The sequence below is a fragment of the Fictibacillus tiangongensis genome, assembly GCF_048083785.1.
In the GTDB taxonomy this organism is placed as follows: domain Bacteria; phylum Bacillota; class Bacilli; order Bacillales; family Fictibacillaceae; genus Fictibacillus.
On record NZ_CP182294.1, the window covers coordinates 3,843,396 to 3,866,978 of the forward strand.

At 43.3% G+C, this 23,583-nt stretch carries 24 protein-coding genes; 5 read left to right on the top strand and 19 right to left on the bottom strand.

The annotated features are described in order from the left end of the window. Window positions 1–111: 111 nt before the first annotated feature. From ACNJYY_RS20165 to ACNJYY_RS20215, 11 genes are all read right to left on the bottom strand, one after another. Window positions 112–981: an AraC family transcriptional regulator gene (locus tag ACNJYY_RS20165; RefSeq protein WP_416729881.1), complete on the bottom strand. Its 870-nt coding sequence runs from the start codon at window positions 979–981 to the stop codon at window positions 112–114. A gap of 194 nt (window positions 982–1,175) precedes the next feature. After that, window positions 1,176–2,138 (bottom strand): multidrug resistance efflux transporter family protein, encoded by a 963-nt coding sequence (locus tag ACNJYY_RS20170; RefSeq protein WP_416729882.1) that lies wholly within the window; start codon window positions 2,136–2,138, stop codon window positions 1,176–1,178. 278 nt (window positions 2,139–2,416) lie between these two features. Next, entirely contained in the window at window positions 2,417–2,947 is a 531-nt protein-coding gene (locus tag ACNJYY_RS20175; RefSeq protein ID WP_416729883.1) for a chromate transporter, read from the bottom strand. Beyond that, entirely contained in the window at window positions 2,944–3,525 is a 582-nt protein-coding gene (locus ACNJYY_RS20180; protein ID WP_416729884.1) for a chromate transporter, read from the bottom strand. The genes ACNJYY_RS20175 and ACNJYY_RS20180 overlap by 4 nt, the downstream gene beginning before the upstream one ends. A gap of 36 nt (window positions 3,526–3,561) precedes the next feature. After that, on the bottom strand, window positions 3,562–5,205 hold the full coding sequence (locus tag ACNJYY_RS20185) for a gamma-glutamyltransferase family protein (RefSeq protein WP_416729885.1): 1,644 nt from the start codon (window positions 5,203–5,205) through the stop codon (window positions 3,562–3,564). A gap of 5 nt (window positions 5,206–5,210) precedes the next feature. Beyond that, window positions 5,211–6,185 carry an ABC transporter ATP-binding protein gene (locus ACNJYY_RS20190; RefSeq protein WP_416729886.1) on the bottom strand — a complete coding sequence of 325 codons (975 nt, stop codon included), beginning with the start codon at window positions 6,183–6,185 and terminating at the stop codon, window positions 5,211–5,213. After that, window positions 6,151–7,164 carry an ABC transporter ATP-binding protein gene (locus ACNJYY_RS20195; RefSeq protein WP_416731918.1) on the bottom strand — a complete coding sequence of 338 codons (1,014 nt, stop codon included), beginning with the start codon at window positions 7,162–7,164 and terminating at the stop codon, window positions 6,151–6,153. The genes ACNJYY_RS20190 and ACNJYY_RS20195 overlap by 35 nt, the downstream gene beginning before the upstream one ends. 9 nt (window positions 7,165–7,173) lie before the next feature. Beyond that, window positions 7,174–8,706, bottom strand: a complete 1,533-nt coding sequence (locus tag ACNJYY_RS20200; protein WP_416729887.1) for a glutathione ABC transporter substrate-binding protein — start codon at window positions 8,704–8,706, stop codon at window positions 7,174–7,176. 16 nt (window positions 8,707–8,722) lie between these two features. Continuing rightward, on the bottom strand, window positions 8,723–9,619 hold the full coding sequence (locus tag ACNJYY_RS20205; RefSeq protein WP_416729888.1) for an ABC transporter permease: 897 nt from the start codon (window positions 9,617–9,619) through the stop codon (window positions 8,723–8,725). 18 nt (window positions 9,620–9,637) lie between these two features. After that, window positions 9,638–10,579, bottom strand: a complete 942-nt coding sequence (nikB, locus tag ACNJYY_RS20210) for a nickel ABC transporter permease (RefSeq protein WP_416729889.1) — start codon at window positions 10,577–10,579, stop codon at window positions 9,638–9,640. Between the two features lie 318 nt (window positions 10,580–10,897). Further along, window positions 10,898–11,347 carry an Lrp/AsnC family transcriptional regulator gene (locus ACNJYY_RS20215; protein WP_066398772.1) on the bottom strand — a complete coding sequence of 150 codons (450 nt, stop codon included), beginning with the start codon at window positions 11,345–11,347 and terminating at the stop codon, window positions 10,898–10,900. A 279-nt stretch (window positions 11,348–11,626) separates the two neighbouring features. Here ACNJYY_RS20215 and yhfH point away from each other — a divergent pair, with 279 nt between their 5' ends. From yhfH to aceA, 3 genes are all read left to right on the top strand, one after another. Beyond that, complete coding sequence (gene yhfH / locus ACNJYY_RS20220) at window positions 11,627–11,758, top strand: protein YhfH (protein ID WP_137791063.1); 132 nt, start codon at window positions 11,627–11,629, stop codon at window positions 11,756–11,758. An 84-nt stretch (window positions 11,759–11,842) separates the two neighbouring features. Next, a complete protein-coding gene (gene aceB, locus ACNJYY_RS20225) occupies window positions 11,843–13,432 on the top strand; it encodes a malate synthase A (protein WP_416729890.1) in 1,590 nt (529 codons plus the stop codon). A 287-nt stretch (window positions 13,433–13,719) separates the two neighbouring features. Next, window positions 13,720–15,006, top strand: a complete 1,287-nt coding sequence (gene aceA, locus ACNJYY_RS20230) for an isocitrate lyase (protein ID WP_416729891.1) — start codon at window positions 13,720–13,722, stop codon at window positions 15,004–15,006. Window positions 15,007–15,076: 70 nt separating this feature from the next. Here aceA and ACNJYY_RS20235 read toward each other — a convergent pair whose 3' ends face one another. Continuing rightward, window positions 15,077–15,523, bottom strand: coding sequence for a DUF2569 family protein (locus ACNJYY_RS20235; protein WP_416729892.1), 447 nt, complete (start codon window positions 15,521–15,523; stop codon window positions 15,077–15,079). 112 nt (window positions 15,524–15,635) lie between these two features. Between ACNJYY_RS20235 and ACNJYY_RS20240 the strand changes: the two genes are divergently transcribed. Beyond that, on the top strand, window positions 15,636–16,106 hold the full coding sequence (locus ACNJYY_RS20240) for a GNAT family N-acetyltransferase (protein WP_416729893.1): 471 nt from the start codon (window positions 15,636–15,638) through the stop codon (window positions 16,104–16,106). Window positions 16,107–16,441: 335 nt separating this feature from the next. Here ACNJYY_RS20240 and ACNJYY_RS20245 read toward each other — a convergent pair whose 3' ends face one another. From ACNJYY_RS20245 to ACNJYY_RS20255, 3 genes are all read right to left on the bottom strand, one after another. Further along, the gene (locus ACNJYY_RS20245; RefSeq protein ID WP_416729894.1) at window positions 16,442–17,401 is read right to left on the bottom strand and encodes an ABC transporter permease; all 960 of its coding nucleotides are present in this window, start codon (window positions 17,399–17,401) and stop codon (window positions 16,442–16,444) included. Then, window positions 17,373–18,323, bottom strand: coding sequence for an ABC transporter ATP-binding protein (locus tag ACNJYY_RS20250; RefSeq protein ID WP_416729895.1), 951 nt, complete (start codon window positions 18,321–18,323; stop codon window positions 17,373–17,375). The genes ACNJYY_RS20245 and ACNJYY_RS20250 overlap by 29 nt, the downstream gene beginning before the upstream one ends. An 87-nt stretch (window positions 18,324–18,410) precedes the next feature. Beyond that, the gene (locus tag ACNJYY_RS20255; protein ID WP_416729896.1) at window positions 18,411–19,343 is read right to left on the bottom strand and encodes a DMT family transporter; all 933 of its coding nucleotides are present in this window, start codon (window positions 19,341–19,343) and stop codon (window positions 18,411–18,413) included. A 378-nt stretch (window positions 19,344–19,721) separates the two neighbouring features. On the opposite strand from ACNJYY_RS20255, the gene ACNJYY_RS20260 reads away from it, so the two are divergent. Next, on the top strand, window positions 19,722–20,642 hold the full coding sequence (locus ACNJYY_RS20260) for a DMT family transporter (protein ID WP_416729897.1): 921 nt from the start codon (window positions 19,722–19,724) through the stop codon (window positions 20,640–20,642). A 60-nt stretch (window positions 20,643–20,702) separates the two neighbouring features. Here the strand turns inward: ACNJYY_RS20260 and yidC are convergent, their stop codons facing one another. Genes yidC through ACNJYY_RS20280 form a run of 4 tightly spaced genes read right to left on the bottom strand, consistent with a single transcriptional unit; the run spans window position 20,703 to window position 23,583 of the window. Continuing rightward, window positions 20,703–21,452 carry a membrane protein insertase YidC gene (gene yidC, locus ACNJYY_RS20265; protein WP_416729898.1) on the bottom strand — a complete coding sequence of 250 codons (750 nt, stop codon included), beginning with the start codon at window positions 21,450–21,452 and terminating at the stop codon, window positions 20,703–20,705. Window positions 21,453–21,482: 30 nt separating this feature from the next. Beyond that, complete coding sequence (locus ACNJYY_RS20270) at window positions 21,483–21,764, bottom strand: hypothetical protein (RefSeq protein ID WP_416729899.1); 282 nt, start codon at window positions 21,762–21,764, stop codon at window positions 21,483–21,485. Between the two features lie 38 nt (window positions 21,765–21,802). Beyond that, entirely contained in the window at window positions 21,803–22,819 is a 1,017-nt protein-coding gene (locus ACNJYY_RS20275; RefSeq protein WP_416729900.1) for a MoeB/ThiF family adenylyltransferase, read from the bottom strand. Then, window positions 22,816–23,583: a thiazole synthase gene (locus ACNJYY_RS20280; protein WP_416729901.1), complete on the bottom strand. Its 768-nt coding sequence runs from the start codon at window positions 23,581–23,583 to the stop codon at window positions 22,816–22,818. The genes ACNJYY_RS20275 and ACNJYY_RS20280 overlap by 4 nt, the downstream gene beginning before the upstream one ends.

Consider the following 23,583-nt stretch of genomic DNA (forward strand, 5'->3'; position numbering starts at 1 on the left):
ATAAAATATAATACCTAATAATGCAAGGTATTACTAAAACAAATATATTAGAACTTTTTTCCCCGTGAAAAAAGCACCGGCCCCTTAGCCGATGCTTCCCATACTACTGCTTTATTTTTTCTTAACAGGCACCCAAATCTCACTTCTAAATGTAGGTGACGTCGTATCTTTGTCCGCGTTCCAAAGAATCTCTGGTCCTTCTGTTTGTTCGTATGACGATGATGGAAACCATTCTGAATAGATGCGTCCCCACACGTTCTGCAATGTTTCTGGAAACGGACCGACCGCTTCAAATACTGCCCACGTAGTTGGTGCAACCTTCAATTCTGACAGTTCTTGTAGACATTTTTCTGTTGTTGCTGCCCCAATATAATGATCAAGCTCGCTGTTTTCAGTCGTCCTCTCCGAAAAGTTTGTTGACGCACTGATTAAGCCATTTGGCTCTATATTCGATAACTTCTTCAGCTCACTAATCATCTCCGGTTTGAGGCTCTGCCACATTGCAGCAATCTCAGGATTTACCCCTTCAAAAACAAGCGGAACTCGTTTTTTGAGACCTACAATGGAAAAGGCCTCTTTTTCAACGATACGATAGTTCATCTCACTTCCTCCTTTTATCGATAATTGAAAGGACATACGCGGAAAGGCCTTGAGTGAATGACCCTTTTTACGAGATTCTGAAGGTGTAATACCATGCATCTGCTGAAAGGCTTTTGTAAAAGAATCTGGTGAAGAGTAGCCATATTTCACTGCCACATCAATCACTTTCACGTCGCTGTTCTGCAACTCAAAGGCTGCAAGAGTCAGCCTTCTGCGGCGAACGTATTCTGAGAGTGGAATCCCTGCCAAAAAGGAAAACATTCGTTTAAAATGATACTCTGAACAAACCGCTCGTTTTGCTACTTCCGCAAAGTCGATCTCATATTGAAGATGCTCCTCCATATACTGCAACGCGTCGTTCATACTCTTAAGCGAATCCATTATTAACGCCTCCTTTCAAAATAAGAATAACAAGGGGATGAAGATGACACCCGACAATCTCTGTATTCAGTTTGACGGATTAGACGTTTCTATACACAAAAAAACAACCGCTGCTACGGGCAACGGTTGTTCCAAATTACTATTTAAAAAGGGGGGGGTAGTACTACTATTCCCAGCTCACATAATTTTATTCATCATTTTGCAAGATTCATAGATTTTTTTTGCACAACGGCTGTTTTTCCATAATAACTGTGTAAAAACATGCCGAGCATGATGATGAGAACGCCCATCATAGAGAGGAACGTTGGACTTGCGATCGATAACAGCCACATCTCACCGGCTAAAACAAAAATAATTTCAGCAGATTGTGTCGCTTCTACACCAGCCAGTTTCACAGGGTTGTTCGCACAAAGATCCGTCGCTTGGAAAAAGAGTACGGTTGCGATAACTCCTGATGAAATGGCGACTAAGAACGTCTGCCACAACTGATCGTTTGTTGGAGGTCCGCTCTCCACCCATCCGATTCCAGCGAGTACTATCCACCACGGAAGTGATGCGATCGTCATGCCGAATGCTCGCTGAAAAGCATCAAGCCTTTTGTTTGTTACAACCATCATTTTTCGGTTGCCGAGTGGATAGGCGATCGCTGCAATCAGAACAGGCAGCACAACGTTCAACCAAGCGGAGCCGTTCACACCGCTCGCTTCCTGCACTTGAACGAGTGCGACACCTCCTAGTATGATCAGCGAGAAGCCTAATCCTTTAAAGGGAATCTTTTGGCGTGTTGCTCCACTCCCTCTGTCTCCTTCATAGAAGAAGGGCACGAGAAGAGAGCCTGCAACGATCGTAATCTGCCAAGTCGCCGCGACTAACCACGCCTCTCCAAAGCCTGCTGCGTATGTAATCGGTGCATAAAAAAGCACAAATCCAACCGAACTCCATAAAAACCATGTACCAAAACGTGCTTTAAGTTCTTGGAACACAGGACGCACGTTGCCACGCATCCAAACGATAACCCACAATAGCGGAACCATGTAAAAAAAGCGAAGGGCTGCACTCCAATGCCAGCTTCCGCCTGATAAGTCCATGGAACGATTCAAAATGAACGTGACGCCAAAGAAAAAGGCTGCCGCAATCCCAAGCCATATCGGTCTCATGTTAAGTCCTCCGTTTCCCTTTAAAAAATATGCATCTGTCTTGTCCAACATGCTTATCTTTTTTTATTATCTTACCATATGGTTGTACGAATTTGGGAAGACTCTTTTGGTTCAATAATTACGAGGTAAATTACTTTTTTTACGAGGTAATCCGGATTTTATACGAGGTAACTTGTCATTTATACGAGGTAATCCAACATTTATCCGATTTTCGACTATAATCGACACCTCTGTAATAAACAAAAAGAAGCGAAACCTCACAGAAGTTCCGCTTCCCCCTAAGCCAAAAATACCGCTCCATACCCGAGTGATCCAATAATAACGAACACCGGGGACACTTTCACTTTTTCCATCAATAAAAAACTGCCAGCAGCTAGAAACAGCGTGTGCATCCAACCAACACTGATATACGATTCGGCAAAGAACTGATACGCCATGATACCAAGTAGTACAGCGATCGTCGGCTTTACATAGGTGCTCATGTTCTTTACTCGTGGTGAATCTTTAAATTTATAAACAAGACCTAAAAACGCGACCATCAATAAAAGGGAAGGCGCAACGGTTGCGAAGACGCCAACAAACGCCCCGAACCAGCCTCCTTCTTGGTATCCGATGTAGCCTGCCATCTTCGTCGCGATCGGACCAGGAAGCGCATTACCTAGCGCCAGAACTTCGGTAAATTCATTAACAGAAAGCCATTCATAGCGGTCGACGACTTCATTTTCAATCAAAGGAATCGACGCCGGTCCACCGCCATATCCTAAGATTCCAGGTAGAAAAAAGGCTAGAAAGATATGCCAAAACGTCATCCTGTCTTCTCTCCTTCCCGCACGCTTACTTTCTGTTTATCCGTTCCCTTCAATGGTCCAAAAAGAGCGTATGCCAATAATGCACCAATAATGATTCCAGGGTGAACACCAAGAAATTGAAGAAGAATAACACCAGCGAAGATGTGAACAAGACTGAGTTTTAACCCTAACCCTTTTTTGGAGCTATCAAAGAACTGCCATGTGAGGACAGCGAGCATCACAGCGACAACGGGAATGACGCCTTTTGTCATGCCTTGTACCCATGGCTGATCCTTAAATTCTCGGAGTGAGGTTAAGAGCAGAATCATGAGGATAATGGTCGGCAGAATCGTTGCTAATAGCGCAACGAAGAGACCCATCGTGCCTGCCACTCGATATCCGATGTATCCGGCCATTTTTGTCGCGATCGGCCCAGGCAGTGTGTTTCCTAGCGCCAGCACATCTCCAAATTCTTCGTCGTTCATCCATTTGTATTTTCCGACCACTTCCTTATGAACCAAAGGGATGGAAGAAGGACCTCCCCCATACCCCAGCATGCCCGACCGAAAGAAGGCAAGAAACAAGTTGAGATACGTCATGTGATCAGTCCTTTATTCTTAGTTGAGTTTAGTCTGTTACCATGCAGCGATCGAGCCATCTGTTCTTCCTTCCGTTCCACCTGCTAAAACACCTGTCTCTGGGTCTCTCCAAATGATCTGGCCTCGACCAAAGTTCCCAGAATCTGCAGCTACTTGAACGTCATGACCCCTTCTCGCTAAGTCATCAACAATATGCGGTGGCAGTGAGCGTTCGACTAGAACTTTCTTATCCTCCATCCACTGCCAGCGTGGCGCATCTAGTGCCGCTTGCGGGTTCAGATGAAAATCAACCGTGTTCATCACAACCTGCAGATGACCTTGAGGCTGCATGTATCCTCCCATCACACCGAAAGGACCAACGGCTTTTCCATTCTTTGTTAAGAAGCCAGGAATGATCGTATGATACGTCTTTTTACCTGGAGCGAGTGCGTTATCGTGATCTGGATCCAATGAAAAATCATGTCCTCTATTCTGCAGTCCGATTCCTGTTTCAGGAACGACCACGCCAGAACCGAACCCCATGTAGTTGCTCTGAATGAACGAGACCATATTGCCTTCTTCGTCTGCCGATGCAAGATATACCGTTCCACCACTTGGCGGTGTGCCGGGTTCTGGCTGAAGAGCTTCACTACCGATCAATTCTCTTCGTTTTGCAGCATAGCTCTCTGACAATAATCCTTCAACAGATACATTCATCCTTGAGCGGTCTGTTACATATTTTTTCGCATCCACAAAGGCTAATTTGATGGCTTCGATCTGTTTGTGATACGTTTGGGCTGATTCTTTTTCAGTAAAATCATACCCTTTTAGCGTGTTAAGTGCCATGAGTGCAACGATTCCTTGACCGTTCGGCGGTATTTCCCAAACGTCGTATCCTCTGTAGTTCACGCTGATTGGTTTTACCCACTCGGGATAAAAGGTAGCAAGATCCTCCCTTCGGAGAAATCCGCCGTGCGCTTCTGCCGCCTCGCTTATTTTTTGTGCGAGTGCTCCTCTATAAAAAGATTCGGAATTCGTTTCTGCGATGTCTCGTAATGTGCTTGCATGGTGAGGTGAGCGCCAGATCTCTCCTACTTCTGGTGCACGTCCGTCTGGTGCAAAGGTTTGGAACCAGCTCTCGAACTCATCTCCCTTTAATTCACGCTTGTACGTTTCATACGCTTTACGCCAGTACTTACCGAGAATAGGCGTCAAAGGGTAACCTTCTTCGGCGTATGAGATCGCAGGTTGCAGCACTTCTTTAAACGGAAGCTTACCAAATCGGTTGGATAATTCCGCCCAAGCAGCAGGCGCACCTGGCACTGTAACAGGCAGCCAGCCGAACTTTGGCATGATATCATGTCCCGCTTTTTTTACTCCTTCAATCGAAATGCTCTTTGGTGCGGGACCACTCGCGTTCAAACCATGCAGTTCACCATTCATCCAGACGAGTGCGAACGCATCCCCACCTATTCCGTTCGATGTTGGCTCAACGACCGTTAGACAAGCTGCGGTAGCAATGGCTGCATCAACTGCATTTCCACCCTTTTTTAACATATCAAGCCCAGCTTGAGCAGCGAGCGGCTGACTCGTCGCAACCATCCCTTTTTTCGAAAAAACGCTCATACGATTTGAATGATAAGGGTTATGCAGGGCATTGTACTGAAGTTTCTGTTGTGTATCCTGTATCGTTTGATTCATGATTCTCACCTTTCGTGGCAGGCTATAAAATGACCTTCATCAATTTCGCGCCATGCGGGTTTTTCTGTTGAACATTTGCTTTGTGCGATAGGACAACGCGTATGCAACGGACATCCGGTTGGTGGATTGGAGGGACTAGGCAGATCGCCCCTTAACCGGATACGTTCTCTTTTTCTCCCAACAGTCGGCCTTGGTATCGCAGACAATAACGCCTCCGTATACGGATGTGTGGGATTTTCGTACAGCTTATGAACAGGTGCGAGTTCCACCATCTGACCTAGATACATAACCAGCACTCGATTGCAGAGGTGACGCACTACACCAAGGTCATGCGACACGAACAGATAGGTTAGGCCATGCTTTTCTTGCAGATCACGTAAAAGTTTTATCACTTGTGCTTGGACAGAAACATCTAATGCTGACACAGGTTCATCGCACACGATAAAGGATGGATTGATCGAGATCGCACGTGCTATCCCGATTCGCTGGCGCTGACCGCCGCTAAATTCATGCGGATAACGCTCATAATGCTCTTCTTTTAGACCAACCTCGTTTAAAAGTTGAAGAACCCTTTCTCTTCGTTCTAATGAGGTTAGATTTGTATGGATGATGAGCGCTTCTTCTAGAGCATCACCAATCCGCTGTTTTGGGTTAAGTGAGGCATACGGATCTTGAAAGATCATCTGCATCTCTTTTTTATAAGGCTTTAACTGCCTCGATGAATAATTACTAATGTTATTCCCGTTAAAAACGAGTTCTCCTTCTGTCAGGGATTCAAGTCCAAGGATCGTTCTTCCGAGCGTCGATTTGCCGCAGCCGGATTCACCAACAACGCCGAGTGTCTCTCCTTTATAAATATCAAGCGTGATTCCGTCAACTGCCTTCACATGGTTCTTTACCCTCTGCAGCAGGCCGCCTCTCACAGGAAAATGCTTTTTTACATTTTTAACACGATATAGAACTTGCTCGTCTACCGCCATTCTGTTCGACCCCCTCTTCTTGCAGCCAGCACCTTACACTCTGTTTATCTGTAACGTGAAACGTTTTCGGAGATTTTTCCATACATTTATCAAAAGCATACGGACAGCGTGGATGAAAACGGCATCCCGAGATCTGCTCATTTAGCATCGGCATCGACCCTGCGATCGGCTTCAGATCAAATTCAGGATCATCAACATTTGGTACAGAAGCTAACAAGCCTTTTGTATAAGGATGCTGAGGATTCTCAAAGATTTCTTCCACACGGCCTTCTTCAATTATTTCTCCTGCATACATCACGATCACTCGATCAGCAATCTCGGCGACAACTCCCATATCATGCGTGATCATAATCATGCTCATGTCGAGCTGTTCTTTCAAATCGTTGAGAAGGTCGATGATTTGAGCCTGAATGGTCACATCAAGCGCTGTTGTCGGTTCGTCAGCGATCAACAGAGACGGGTTGCAAGATAGTGCGATCGCAATCATGACGCGCTGCCTCATCCCTCCGCTCAACTCATGCGGAAATTGATTCATCCGTTCGACAGGTGAAGGAATCCCAACCATCTTTAAGAGTTCAATTCCTCTCATATGTGCTTGTTTCTTTGATAGCTTCAAATGGATCATCAATGGTTCACGAATCTGAAAACCAATCGTGAATACTGGGTTTAAAGCTGTCATCGGTTCCTGAAAAATCATAGATACATCGTTTCCGCGCACCTTTTGCATCTGTTTCGGTGACATCTCGGCAAGGTTTTTTTGATTAAACGAGATCGATCCGTCTGCTATCATTCCGTTTGATGGCAGAAGTCCCATGATGGAAAGAGCTGTGATACTTTTACCACAGCCCGATTCTCCAACGATACAGAGTGTTTCTCCTTTTTTTACTGAAAAGGAAGCGCCCCGGACAGCCGGCAATGGACAGTCCGCTGATTTAAACGTTGTCACTAGATCCTTTACCTCTAAAACAGTCTCTTTCATCATCCATCCCTACTCTCTATAAACGCCGTAAAGTGACCACTGTCCTGTAGGTTCCATCTCAAAGCCTTTAACAGATTTATCGTAAGCGGCTGAGGCGATGCCATGGTAGATCGGCAGAACCGGCAGCTGTGTCATCACATATTCATCCGCTTTTGTTAAAATTTCTTTACGCTGTTCTTGATCCACTACAGAACGAGATTGATCGATCAGCTTATCGAGCTCAGCATCTTTATAACGGCTTAAATTTGTCGCGTCAATATTTGCTGAATGAAGTCGAGGGAACAATAATTCACTTCCATCTCCCGTAACGTTTGACCAGCCAGCAATCGTAATATCAAAGTCACCTTTTTTCGAGACATCCAAGTAAGTACCCCACTCGATCGTCTCAATGGTTGCGTTTATCCCTGCTTCTTTTAACTGTGACTGAATGACTTCAGCCATGTTCATGTACTGACTCGTATTAGCTGCTAGTATTTTTATCTCTTTTTTGTCAAATCCGTTATCTTTCACAAGTTTCTTCGCTTCTGCCTGATCAAACTTCGGTCCCTTATCACTGCTTTCGTTATGCCCAAAAACTTCTGGTCCGATGAAGCTGTTTGAATAAACTCCGAGACCGTTTAACTTTTTCAAGTATCCTTCACGGTTGATCGCTTGTGAAACAGCTTGTCTAAATTTCAAGTCGTTCATCGGTGCTTTTTCCATGTTAAAAGCCAAGTAGTAAACCGGAGTTCCTTCTTTCTTCTGAATATCAACGTTCTTAATCTTCTCTAGACGCGGCATCAGTTCAGGTGCCAGTCCATCGATCAACTGAACTTTTCCGGTCTGCAGCATAGAGATCGCCGTTGATACTTCAGGAACGACTGTAAACGTTAGCTTTTCAAGTTTGGCCGGCTTCTGCCAATAGTCCTTGTTCTTCACGAGTACGATGTCATCGCCGTTTACTTTTTCAGAGAACGTAAAGGGTCCTGTTCCAACTGGATCTTTCATGAGATCCTGCTTTTGATCAGCTGTTGGAGATACGATGGCCGCATTTGAGTGCGTTAGGGCCGCAAGCATCGGTCCATATGGCTTCTCTGTTTTTAAAACAACTGTATGCTCGTCCTGAACTTCGATGGATGATACAGGTGCTAAAAGTGATGCACGCGGTGCTGCTGTCTTCGGATCTTTTAATTTATCAAACGTGTATTTAACAGATTCTGCGTTGAACGGAGTCCCATCGTGAAATTTTATATCTTTTTTCAACTTGATCACCCACGTATTTTCGTCTGGGTTTTCATAGGATTCTGCAAGATGTGGAACGATTTCACCTTTGTTATCTCGAACAAATAATGTTTCATAGATCTGTTCGATCACTGTAGATGATACAGAATCATTTGTTAGAATTGGTGATAGACCTACCACTTTTGAAGTCGTTGCATAGGTTAGCTCTTGTTCAGCTTTCCCTGCACTTCCGCCTGATGAAGAATTGCTGCTGCAACCCACTAAAGCCAATGACAATACAAAAAGAACCGTTAGCAAACTAGCAAACCACTTTTTTCCCATTTGTCATATCCCCCTCTTATTTGTCCAAACTCATTCCTTGATCTAACGCGTCACGAAGCGCATCACCTACAACATTAAACGCAAACACAACTAGCATGATGGCGATACCCGGAATCACGATCATATGAGGCGATGTCCACATGTACTCCTGTCCTGCAGCAATCATCGCACCCCATTCAGGCGTTGGCGGCTGTGCGCCTAAGCCTAGGAAACTTAATGATGCCGTTGATAGAATCGCAGTTGCCATCCTCATCGTCGCAAACACGATAATAGGAGCCATACAATTTGGCAGAACATGCTTGACCATGATGCGAAGGTCACTTGCTCCAAGTGATCGCATCGCGATAATGTACTCTTGCTTTTTAATGGAGAGAACACTTCCCCGGACGATACGCGCACACGTCGGAATCGACCAGATACTGATGGCAATTACGACGTTCACTAGGCTTGTCCCTAAGATTGCAATGATCAGCATAGCTAGCAGAATACCAGGAAAAGCAAACATTAAATCTACGAATCTCATGATGATGCCGTCGAGCCTTCTATAGTAACCAGATAGCAAACCAAGTACGACTCCGCCCGCTAAACCAAGACTTACAGCACCGATTCCTACTAACAATGAGATTCTCGCTCCATATACGATTCTGCTCCAGATATCTCGTCCATAATTATCCGTTCCTAGCCAATGCCCTTCTGTTCCAATAGGCAGTTCACTCAGTTCCAAGTTCTGTTTGTTTGGATCCACTCCTACGATGACTGGAGCCGCAAGAGCCATAAACAGCTGAAAGGCAATGATCAGGAGACCGACGATAGCCATCTTATTCTTAATGAGCCGTTTCCACGTTTTGAAAAGCGCAAACTCTTTCTTTTTCTTATGTGACGGTAACTGCTGTGTTACTAATTCCGTTGACATGTTATCCCCCCTTCGCGTTTATTCGTAACTGATCCTTGGATCAATAAAGGCATATACGATATCGACAATTAAGTTCACTAAGACGAACAATGTAGCTACAAGAAGAACCGATCCTTGAACCATCGGAAAATCACGAGCTGCAATAGACTCAATCATGAGCCTGCCAACCCCATTGATGGCAAAAACAGATTCTGTAATGATGGTGCCTCCAAGTAAGAAACCAAAATTCAAGCCGATCACTGTAATGACTGGAATCATTGCGTTTCGAAGACAATGCATCATGATGACTGTTCTTTCACGAACGCCTTTCGCTCTTGCGGTTCTTACGTAATCTGCTCGAATCACTTCCAACATGGCAGAACGACTCATTCTAGCGATCATTGCGGCTGAGCCTGTTCCAAGAGTAATAGCAGGAAGTGCGAGCTGTTTCATTCCTTCAACAGTCCAGAACGGTTCGGTCAATCCCCCAACTGGAAACCATTGAAGGTTAACAGCGAATATTAGGATCAATATCGCACCTAACCAAAAGTTAGGAATGGAGATTCCCCCGAGAGCAATAATGGTGCTCAGTCCATCAAACCACGTGTTATGCTTTAATGCTGATATGATTCCTGCAGTTACACCGATTACAATCGCAACAATAATACTTGCGATCGCCAGGTTCAGTGTGTTTGGAAAACGATCGATAATCGCTTCTGACACCGCTTGTTTTGTCTGATAGGAGAACCCTAAGTCACCTGCAAAAATACCTTTTAAGTAATCAAAATATTGAGCGAGCAACGGCTCATTAAGTCCAAGGTTTTCTCTGATCGCTTCAACGTCTTCTTGAGTCGCTGTTGGTCCGCCGATAATACTTGCCGGATCACCTGGCGCAATATGCATACTCATAAAAACAATGAATGAAATACCGATTAATAAGAGCACTAACTGAAAAACACGCCTTACAATCAAACCTGCCATTTTCTCTTCACCTCTCCCCTTTTTTCACTTTTCCGATACAATTAAGCATAAATTACCTTCGTTTGTTAACCAAAATCCAAATATAAACTAACAAACGTTTAATATTGTTTCTGATTATAAAATATATTCAGAATATTTTCTATATAAAATCTTAATTTGGTTCTTTGTTCCCGCACCTATGTAAGTAGACATAAACCAATGCACTACTAAACGTTTTTGAGATAGGAGAATGCGCCTAGTTGATATAATTGCTTCACTGGAATAATAAAAGAGGATTCGAAATGGATAGCTGTCCATTTCGAATCCTCTTTGTATTCTTTATAGTTTTAGCCCTGACCGGCTCTTAAATCTTCTGAGTAGAATATGTGATTCTACTCTGGAAATTCCTTTGATACCATACAGTTCATTATTGATAAACTTCTCTAACGAAGGAAAATCTTCTACCAATACGTGCATATGTAATGTGCTGGGCCCTGTCATCTGGTAACAGCTTGCGACACTTGGGTTATTTACGAGTTTCTCTGCTACTTTTACTAAATACGCTGGTTCACAATCCACTTCAAAGAAGGCTGAAACGGTCTTACCTGCTGCTTCTGAATCAATTACCACACTGAATTTTTCTATAACTCCCGCTTTTTTCATCTGATTAACACGTTCGCGAACAGATACTCGCGAAAGGCTTAATTCCTTACCGATCTCTGCATAAGACATTCTGCCGTCTTGTGTTAGCAACTCTAATATTTTTCGGTCTGTATCATCAATTTTCAAATCAATCACCACACTTACTTTGAATGAATTCATTGTAAGCGTTATTTTCTCAAAATTCAAATAAGGTCTAAAAAGCTATCGATTACACACTGTATTACAACAGTTTTAAAAAGTTTAACACATTACCAGAAACCCAGTCATATCAAGGATAAACAATTGGACAGATGACTCAATTTTATAAAAAACAAGAAAATGTTATAAAACAGGTGTTGCAAAATATAATCTGTTATAATACAATGCATTATAATCAAATCAAAAACAAAACAGGAGGAATTTAAAATGAAAAATTACTTGGAGCTTCACCGTAATATTCCTAAGAAGACGTGTTCGGAATGTGGATGTGTAATCGAGGAACAACATGAATCTTATCTTTATGAGTGCGAGCGCTGCATGGGAAAACACGAGAGGTAAATTTTTTTTACCTCTTCTGTTATATAACAATAATTTTATAAACACATCTGTTTAATAACATGTTCAGAAAGGACTGTGTAATAAGTGACGATTGAAACTACTAATCTACAAGTGTTAGGCGACATTACCCCCGCGTATGAAAAAATATTAACACCAGGCAGCATTCTTTTCTTAAAATCATTGCACCTTCACTTTAACAACACCCGAAAAGAACTTCTGAAACAACGTAAAGCCAGGCAAAGTGAAATTGATGCTGGGATCATGCCTACCTTTTTACCGGAAACCGAACATATCCGTAACAGTGATTGGACTATCTCACCGCTTCCACAAGATCTTCAAGACCGACGAGTGGAAATCACAGGTCCTGTTGACCGCAAGATGGTGATCAACGCGCTTAACTCAGGAGCTAAGCTGTTCATGGCAGATCTTGAAGATTCCAACTCTCCTACTTGGGAGAATACGATTGATGGTCAGATCAACTTAAAGGATGCCGTTAACCGTTCCATCTCTTTTGATAATGGAAACGGAAAAACGTATACATTGAACGAAAAGATTGCCACGCTCATCGTACGTCCACGCGGCTGGCACCTTGAAGAAAAACATATCGTTGTCGACAACGAACCGATGTCTGGTAGCTTAGTAGATTTTGGGCTTTATTTTTATCACAACGCAAAGACACTGATCGAAAACGGGTCAGGACCTTACTTCTATCTTCCTAAAATGGAAAGTCATAAAGAGGCTCGCCTTTGGAACGATGTGTTTATTTACGCCCAAGAACAGCTTGGGATTCCAAGAGGCACGATTAAAGCAACTGTACTAATCGAGACGATCGTTGCCGCATTTGAGATGGACGAAATTTTATACGAACTTCGTGAACATTCCGCAGGCGTAAACTGTGGCAGATGGGATTATATTTTCAGCTATATTAAGAAGTTCCGTAATCAGCCACACGTCATTCTTCCTGACCGTTCGCTCGTTACGATGACTGTTCCATTCATGAGATCTTACTCTCTTTTGGCAATTAAGACGTGTCATAAACGAAACGCTCCTGCGATCGGTGGTATGGCGGCACAGATTCCAATCAAAAACGATGAAGCTGCAAACGCTGCTGCTTTTGAAAAAGTACGTGCTGACAAAGAGCGTGAGGCTTCTGACGGTCATGACGGGACATGGGTTGCCCATCCGGGACTCGTGCCTGTTGCTATGGACGTGTTCGACCGAATCATGCCAACACCTAATCAGATCGATCGCAAACGTGAAGACGTAGTCGTAACGGCTGATGATTTAGTGGCTGTACCAGAAGGCGAAATCACAGAGGAAGGTTTGCGCGTCAACATTAGTGTCGGCATCCAATACATCGCTTCTTGGCTGAGAGGTAAAGGAGCTGCACCGATCAACCATCTCATGGAAGATGCAGCTACAGCAGAAATCTCACGTGCCCAAGTATGGCAATGGATCAGACATCCGAAAGGCATTTTACGTGACGGCCGCAAAGTGACGTTCGAGCTGGTAGAGGAACTAAAGCTGCAGGAAGTTCAAAAGTTGAAGCAAGGAATGAATGAGGAGTCATTCAATTCTGGTCGTTTTATGGAAGCCGTCGCACTCTTTGATGAGCTGATTCGCGATGATGAGTTTCAAGATTTCTTGACCAATCGCGGTTATGAGGTATTGTAAGTCATATTTCTTGCTGCTTTTTGATTTCTGTTAGCTAGCAGTTTTTTCTAAAAAGGCGTCACTGTATAGGTAATCGGAGTGTAAGGTGGGAGACTCCTGGGGGATCAGCGGGACAGGTGAAACACCTAGGGACGCATAGCGTCGAGGTGGTTCACCGCACGCCCCCCGGAAAGCGAGCACCTGAAACGGAGATTAACCACCCACAAGAACAACTTGAGTTTACTTTACCCTACCTACTTTCTAACAATTTTAAAAATCTAAAATATAAACCTTAAGGAGAGAGATTAATGAATCAATCACGTGTGGAGAAATTACAGGATATGTGGCAAAACGAAGAGCGCTGGTCAGGTGTTCAGCGTCCTTATACAGCAGAAGAGGTTATTCGCTTACGCGGATCCATCGATATCGAGCATACACTTGCAAAACGTGGTGCCGAAAAATTTTGGGATCTGCTTCAGAACGAAACATATGTAAACGCTTTAGGAGCACTAACGGGCAATCAGGCTGTTCAGCAGGCAAAGGCAGGTCTGAAAGCCGTATACTTAAGCGGTTGGCAGGTCGCTGCAGATGCCAACCTTTCTGGAAACATGTATCCTGATCAAAGTTTGTATCCGGCAAATTCTGTGCCACACGTGGTAAAACGCATCAACTCAGCTCTTCAGCGCGCTGATCAGATTCAGCATATGGAAGGCGGAAACGAAGTGGATTATTTCCTTCCGATCGTTGCCGATGCAGAAGCTGGTTTTGGCGGACAGCTTAACGTTTTCGAACTGATGAAAGGCATGATTGAATCTGGAGCGTCGGCTGTTCACTTTGAAGATCAGTTATCTTCTGAGAAAAAGTGCGGACATCTAGGTGGAAAAGTGCTTTTGCCTACGATGACGGCTGTTCGCAACTTGATCTCTGCCCGTCTGGCGGCAGATGTTATGGGAACGCCAACGATCCTGATCGCACGTACGGATGCTGATGCAGCAGACTTGATCACTAGTGACATCGATCCAGTCGATCGCGCTTTTATTACAGGTGAGCGAACAGCTGAAGGCTTTTACCGTACGAATGCTGGCCTTGATCAAGCGATCGCACGAGGACTTGCGTATGCTCCTTATGCGGATTTGATCTGGTGTGAAACGAGTGAACCAAACTTAGAACAAGCGCAGCGTTTTGCGGATGCGATTCACGAGCAGTTTCCTGGTAAACTATTAGCTTACAACTGTTCTCCTTCTTTTAACTGGAAAAAGAAGCTGGATGACGCAACGATTGAAACGTTCCAGCAGCAGCTTGCTGCAATGGGCTATAAGTTTCAGTTCGTTACACTTGCAGGGTTCCATGCTCTGAACCACAGCATGTTCGAGCTTGCAAAAGGCTACAAAGCAAGAGGCATGGGTGCCTATTCTGAGCTTCAGCAAAGAGAGTTTGATAGTGAGATCGATGGGTATACAGCAACTCGCCACCAGCGTGAAGTAGGAACAGGCTATTTTGATGAAGTGACACAGCTCGTTTCGGGTGGTACAGCTTCAACAACTGCTCTAAAAGGCTCTACAGAAGAAGATCAATTTCAATCACAAAAAGCGTAGAGATAGAATCACTGGATAGGAGATATATAGAGAAAGGACAGGAGCAGATGCCCTTGTCCTTTTTTTGCATTCAATTTACAAATGTATTGTGAACGCGCCACGATTTCTTTGCATACGTTGACCAGATGAAAAACGCCAATAACGCAGAGGCTGAGTTTACAAACGGCGTTCCTGTATTCACTTCATCTACAAACAGAAGCAGAATATCAGTTAAAATCGCAAAGGCTAATGTGATCTGCAGCAAAAATATCCAAGTCCTCACAAAGGTTTTCTTCTTCGTGAAAAATAGATAGAGAAGAAAGATATTCAATCCGATCAATCCAATATTAAAGATTAATTCTCCGTATACGACGTATTTTAATAATAACGAATTGAATTTATAACCTTGAATCGCATCCAATCCCACTTGTACAGCATTGAGTTTAAACGGCAAAGCTAAAATGAGTCCTGCTCCTACTAATAGCAGCCATCCTCCTAAACCTTTCAAATCTTCTTTTTGTTTTGGTTGTGTCTCCAATTTCCGACCTCTTTCTGATGTTTGTCTTTTCTGCACTTCTATTTTCCATGAAGGATAAAGTAACTCTATACGGAATATTATATCTAAAATTAATCATGTCAGGAGTCATGTTATGGAAATGATTAAAAAAGCTACTGTTTTTGATGCTGCTGAAATACTTACACTACAAAAAATAGCTTATGTGAGTGAGGCTGAATTATACGGAAACTTTGATATTCAGCCTCTTAAGCAAACTGTCGCTGATGTGGAAGAAAGCATAAGAACCCACCACTTACTAAAGTATCTATTTAACGGTAAAATTATTGGCTCCGTCAAAGCTCATGAAAACGAAGGAACGTGCTTTATAGGTAAGCTCATGGTCCACCCTGACTTTCAGAACAGAGGAATCGGAAGAAAGTTAGTACAGGAGATTGAGCAATTGTTCGCTGGATATCGTTACGAATTATACACAGGCAGTAAGAGCGTGAAGAATATCTCTTTTTACGAAAAGCTAGGCTACAAAGCGTTTAAAACCCATAAATTAGACTTTGAGGAAACCATCTTTGTTTTTATGGAAAAGCAGCCAGCTTTGTTAAAAAAATAAGGCTGTTTTCTTAAACTTTGTTGCTTTTGGAAGTGTTGATTTCCGTTCTAGGTTGCTCGCTTTCCACGGGGCAGGCGCTGAGCCACATTCGTACGTTTCACTCTTAAGTGTCTCAGCTGCCCGCCTTAAGAAGTTCCTTGCTCCTGCGTCTACAAGTGATGCTTCGTAGTAAGTTTCCTCGTCGCATGCCTTGCAAGGAGTATCTCATGTGGTAGGCACGCACCTTCCACTACAATCAATTGTCAAAGGTGACATGGGTACAAAGCAACCTTTTAGAAAAGAGCGAAAAATAAAGAAAAGAGGCTGATACGAAAGTCAGCCTCTTTCTCGTTCTATTAAGCTTTCACATCACGCTTTTGGAATACTGTAAACGTAATCGCGAGCATGATCACAGTGTATACGGCAAGAACGCTAATGGAGAACGGCAGTGTTAAATCCTTGATCATCTGGTTCTGTCCATCGATCAATACACTAAGATCCATGTTGGCGAACAACGTATAGATCACCCAGTCTTTTGTTGCAAGCAGCATAACGATCGTGTTACCCGCAAACAGTGTGAACATGGCAACACCAATCGCCACTGAGTTACTCATGAACAGCGTTGAGATCATGAATGACATAGCCACGAGCGCTGTTAATTCAATAAATTCTACACCGATGTTGGCAAATACATATTCCACGATCAGTCTTTCTTTTACTTGACCATCTTCTGTTGTGATTAAGTAGGATTGATCCATTCCGCCGAATCCATAGGCAAGACCACCAACAAGCCACGTTGCTACAATAACAACGAGCCACATAACGAAAGCAAAACCTAGTGTTGCAATGAATTTGGATAAAAGAATCTTCCATCTGCTGTAAGGACGAATGAGAAGCATCTTAATCGTTCCTTTGGCAAATTCATTAGATACAATGTCACTAGCCACGACGATAACAAATAACCCAATAAAGGACGAGATCCACGCCATGTCTTTCATAAACTGCCATGCTGTTGTTTCAGTTGGTGAAATGTCGTTAGCAATAGCATACTCATTTTGTTTGATGGCTGATTCAAGTGAATCAATATATATGGCGTTGTCACCATTCTTTTTTGCCTCATCCAGCGCTTTTTGGTCATCCTTAACCGTTTGCGTCAGCTCTTGCTTCCAATTTTCGTTCACTTCAACATCTGTTGTTACTTTGTCATAAACTGCGATACCGATAATGATAACGATTGGGATGGCAAGGAAGATCCATGTGCGCACACGGCTAAAGATTTTAATCCATTCATTCGTTAACAGGGACAGCCACTTCATTCAGATCTCCCCCTTTCTTTGTCATTTCTAAGAATCGTTCTTCCAGCGTCTTCGTTTTGCGTTGGATGCCCACAACGAGAACGCCTGCTAGAACAAGTTGTTTGTTCATTTCAGCTATAAATCGAACGTCTGCTGTTTGCACGATCAGTTCTTGACCGGACTCGGTTACGTTCAAATCTTCGTTCAAATTAAGAAGGACTTGTTTTGCCTGCGAAACATCTCCTTCGATTTGGAAATGAACCTTCACATCTGCCTCGTCTTCCTGGTTCAGAATCTCGTCGATACGCACAAGCTTTCCGTTTTGAATAATGGCTACACGGTCACACATCATCTGCATCTCAGCAAGCATGTGTGAAGAAACGACAACAGACGTTCCGTTGTTCGCGAGTAGACGTAAATAGTTACGAAGGTCATAGATTCCCTGTGGATCGAGTCCGTTTGTTGGTTCGTCCAGGATTAACACGTTCGGCTTATGTAAAAGTGCCTGAGCTACGCCCAGTCGCTGTCTCATACCAAGCGAGTATGTTTTCACTTTATCGTGAATCGCGTACTTCAGATCAACGAGTTCTATCACTTCGTCAATTCTTTCCTTCGTCACATCCGGCATGATCCTCGCATATTGCATGAGGTTTTTATAGCCTGTCATATAATCGTACAGCTGAGGGTTTTCAACGATCGCACCAACGCGTTCCATCGCTTTTTCAAAGTTCCCTCGCAGGTTATCACCGTTGATCAATACGTCTCCATCCGTGATAGAGATCAGCCCAACGATCATTCGAATCGTTGTTGTCTTACCCGCTCCGTTCGGACCAAGCAGACCGAAAATCTCACCTTCTCTTACCGAAAACGAGAGATCATCCACAATGGTCTTGCCTTTGATCTTTTTCGTTAAGTTTTTAAGTTCTAACGTATGTGTTGTCATGCGTTCCCCAATTCCTCCTATCATAACTCTCTCTTTTCACACTGTAATACGACTGAGAATAAAGAAAAGTTTCGTAAATTTTGTAAATTATTTACTTATTACTTTAACACTTCTGCTTGCTTTTGGTACATGCTTTTCTCTTTTTGTAACGCGTGTAGAGATGAAAACACCCAGTATAACGAGCAAACCTCCAGCTCCTTGATACCATGCGAGCGATTCGTCGATAAAAAGAACGGCAAAGATTGCAGCAAACACAGGGATCAGGTTCAAAAAGACTCCAGCTTTACTCGGTCCCACCCGCTCAACCGCCGTATTCCAGGACATGAATGCGACGATTGATGCAAAGATCCCCGTGTAAAGAATGGTTGCGATAGTGCCAAATGACCATACAATTTCTTTCGTTTGCATCTCGTGTATGGAAAATGGCAGCAAGATGATGATGCCAAGAAACGCCGTTACAATGAACGTGCTGTATGTAGGGAGAATTCCCGCATATCTTCGAATAAGAAGCGAATAGATGCTCCAGCAGATCACAGCTCCGATCACGATTAAGTCACCTTTATTAAACGACAGCTGCAGTAAAACGGTGAGTGAGCCTTTTGAGATAATAAACAGCAGGCCAATGAGAGAAAGCAGGGCTCCTGCAATCTGTTTCGTGTTAAGCTTCTCTTTTAGAAAAAGAAACGACAATAGGAAAAGCAGAATCGGCGTTGATGTGTTAACGATGGATGCATTAATGGAAGTCGTATAATGCAGAGCGATGTACAGAAGCGTATTAAAGCCCGTGATTCCAGTGATCGATAAGATAAGGACGACTTGCCAGTGTTTTTTTAGCATCTGCCATTCTTTTTGTAAAAAGGGTACGGCAAACGGAAGAAAAATGAGAAATGCCGTGCACCATCGCATAAAAGAGAGTGTAACAGGCGGCAAACTGCTCGTTATGGCACGTCCGATCACAAAATTTCCGCCCCAGATTAAGTTTGCGACCACTAAAAGTACATACGGGTTAACTTTTTGCACGGTGTGATTCACCTCTTTTTTTGGAATTAAGTCGTTTTGAGCTTCAATAAGGTCATTTTGAGAGTAGATTAAGTCTAATCAGCCACGTATTAAGTCTAATCAGCGACCAATTAAGTCAAAAATCAAAAATAAAGGCCATTCGACAAACGGTGACCATAAAACATCCCCTGCCAGAGTCCTCCTAATCAACAAGCTTCAAAAATCATTTTCTCCCACTATAGCAGACTACCTTTTATAGTAGATATGGTCATTTCGCCTCAATCTAAAATTTGTAAGCTTTTTTCCTGGAAATCCACTTTGAATGCTGTACAATGGAAATTAAAATCATTGAAATACTTTACTTTATGAAGTAAAAAGCAGAAGAAAGAAGATGACATAATGAAAGCGTATCGGACGTATGTGATTTTATTCCTAGTGATGGTGGTGTGGGGCTTAAACGTAACAGCGACGAAAATTCTTGTTACGAACTTTTTGCCTGTTACTATCACTGGAATACGTGTTCTAACGGCGGGATTAACCGTATTTCTGCTTCTCTCTATAATAAAAAAAGTGCGGTGGCTGACGAAAAAGGAGTTTTGGTATGTCTTTCTGGCATCGATCTTTAACGTTGTCGCGCATCACTATTTCCTTTCGATCGGTCTAACCGAAACAACAGCCACAAACGGCGGATTGATCATGGGAATGTCGCCGCTTCTCACGACCATTCTTGCTATCTCGTTTTTAGGAACGCCTCTTACGCTCTTAAAATCGATCGGACTTCTTCTTGGGTTCTCAGGCGTTGCGTTCATCGTTTTAGAAGGAAACAGTCAGGTAGCAGGGATCTCGTTCGGTGACGGATACATTTTATTATCTGTAATCACGCAAGCTGTAAGCTTTATCCTCATCAAGCGCGTGGCGCACACGTTAGATCCGCGACTCATGACTGGCTATATGATGGTGATTGGTTCCCTGTTCCTGATCGTGATCGGATTGATCGAAGAGCCACAAGGATTTGCAGGTGTTGTTGAGAATTCGACCGTTTCGCTATGGCTGATCTATTTTGCTTCAGCTTGTATCGCTACAGCGGTCGGTCATATGCTTTATAATGAGGCGATCGGTAAAATTGGAGCATCTGAAGCTTCAATCTTTATTAATTTAAATCCATTTTTCGCTCTTGTTGGTGCCTACCTCTTTTTAGGTGAACAGATCTTGTTTCAGCACATCTTCGGATTCCTGCTCATTATCACCGGTGTTCTCTTAGGCTCTGGTGCTGTTGAAGAGATCCGGAACAAAAGATTGCGCAAAAAACATGCGGCATAAATGAGCATCATACGAATATAAAAAACGACCAGAGATTCATAGAATCTGGTCGTTTTCTTGTTACACACTAGTTGATGCTGTTTTCTTCTTTCGTTTTTGCAGCACCACATTTTGAATCGTTAAGAACACATTCCCTACTATCCAATAAAGAGGCAGAACGGCTGCCAGCTTCCATGCAGAAAACAAGATGATGATCGGCATCACGTAACCCATCATTTTTATTTGCGGATTTGAAGCAGCAAGCTCAGTTGTACTCATTTTATATTGGATGAAAGTGGTTAACGCCGCTAACACCGGGAGCAGATGCAGAGGATCTGCTGTTCCTAGGTTAAACCAAAGAAAGTTGTGCAGAGCGATTTCTTTCGTTTTGATGATTGCATAATAAAACGCAAACAGAATCGGCATCTGGATCAAAAGGGGCAAACACCCCATTGATAGCGGGTTGACTTCATGTTTTTTATAAACAGCCATTAATTCGTTTTGTAATTGCAGTTGAGACTCTCGATCTTTGCCTGTGTGCTTTTCACGAAGCTGTTGGATCTCCGGCTGAATCTTCTTCATCTTTTCCTGATTTTTCGTTTGTTTCAATGTTAACGGCATGATCAGAAATCGTATTACAACGGTTAAGATGATGATCGCAATGCCATAGCTATCGTTAAACAGATACGCCACATATTGGATGAGCTTTGAAAACGGGTAGATGAAAAAATGGTTCCACACACCCGGACTTTCAGCTGTAATCGGTGCGTTATTGCAGCCGGTTAATAGAAAAATAGCAGGTAATGAAAGAATAGATACATATTTCTTCAATCTTTGTTCCTCCTTGTTTTTTAAAAAAATCTAAGCAAACAAGGAGTAAACGTGTCCTTCTTTATCATCAGGCGTTTCTTTTCTAAACATCGTCCGTGCGATCTCGTCTCGAATGAAACAATAGTTTTGCACGAGGTGAGAATGGGTCATCCTCATCTCGGCACTTAGGCTGTCCTGTTTCACATGGTGATTTGATCTATGAACAAGAGATTGATTAACGAACGAAAGCTGCTTAGCGATAATGAACGTTAGAGCGATACTAATGGATAAAACTAATGCGTCCGTTTGATAGATCAGATCAAAAAACTCCATAAATCAAATCACCTCCTATACTTCATTATACAGAGTTTTCACCCTATAAATCTATGATACAAAGATTTTGCTTCTGTCGTATTCTTCGTTCCATGAACAAGTGCGCGTCCGTCTTTAAAAAGAACGAGGCGGTGACTTCCACTCTGAAGCTCTAGTAGGTATGGATTACAGCGAACCTTACCATGAGGCAGTAATCTCTTTTCCATCTCTCCCAAATCAATCTCGGTCGTATGAGCGGGACGGATCTGAACGGTATCCCGCCCGCAAAGAACAGCTGTTTTTAACGCAGCGCCTTTTTCTAAATAAGGATACGTTGGGTTAGCTCCGCAAGATGGACAATCTATCTTCTTCGCTTTTCCCATCCCTAATTGAACGTGCTGATTGGTCCACGTATCAAATGTTACGATCTTCTTCCGAATGGATGCATAGTCTTCAACTAAGATCTTTAACGCTTCCGATGTTTGATAAGCGGTGACCATCTGAACAGCTGGAGAGATAATTCCTGCCGTATCGCATGTTTGGCCGTTCGCTGGAATCTTATCGAGCAAACAGTTCAAACACGGTCCCTCTCCAGGTAAAATCGTGTAAGAGATGCCATAGCTTCCAACACATGCCCCATAAATCCATGGTATCTCATATTTCTGAGCCAGGTCGTTAATCAACAAACGCGTCTCAAAATTATCGGTCGCATCCATGATCAGATCGATGTCAGAGACTAATTCTTCTGCTTCCTCGATCCCCATATCCATCACATGTGCTTGAATTTCCACTTCAGAATTAATCTGGTTCAATCTATTCTTTGCAGCGACTACTTTTGGCAGCTGTTTCTTCGCATCTTCTTCAGAATAGAGCTGCTGACGTTGAAGGTTCGTCCAATCCACGTAATCGCGATCAACGAGAACGATTCGTTTCACGCCTGCACGTGTAAGAGCTTCAGCGTTTCCTGCACCAAGCGCGCCTGCACCAACGATCAGCACGCTTTTTGTCCGTATTTTTGCTTGCCCATCTATACCAATTGGGCTAAATAATTCCTGTCTTGAATAACGTCCATTCACTTCACACTCAACCCTTCTAAAGGACTGCTCGCTGTTGCCGTTTCTTTTCTCGGAATTCTTCCTGCTTCATACCCTAGCTTTCCGGCTTCTATAGCCATTTTCATCGCAAAGGCCATCTTAACAGGATCCTTCGCACCCGCTACCGCTGTGTTCAACAGCACACCGTCGGCTCCAAGCTCCATCGCGATCATCGCATCACTCGCACTGCCGATACCTGCATCAACAATAACAGGGACCTTCGTTTGCTGTATGATGAATTTTAAATAAAGGGGGTTGATGATTCCTTGCCCGGAACCGATCGGAGAAGCGGCTGGCATGATCGCATGAGAACCCAGCTCTTCTAATCGTCTAGCGAGGACCACATCATCTGACGTATAAGGAAGTACGATGAATCCTTCTTTTAATAGCTCTTCTGTTGCTTTTAACGTTTCCACGGGATCCGGCAGCAGCGTTTTGTCGCATCCGATGACTTCTACTTTTACCATATCACATAATCCCGATGCTTTCGCCAGTTTTGCGATCCGAACCGCTTCTGCCGCCGTTTTCGCACCTGCTGTGTTCGGTAACAACGTGTATTTTTTCAGATCAAGCATCTCTAAAAAGTTGGGCTGACTCGCTTCAAAGATGTTCATCCTACGAACTGCAAACGTCAAAATCTCAGAACCAGATGCCTCTACCGCTTCTTTTTGTGTTTTGAAGTCCGGGTATTTGCCTGTACCTAAAAGTAATCTTGATGAAAAGGAATAGTGTCCAATGTTTAACAT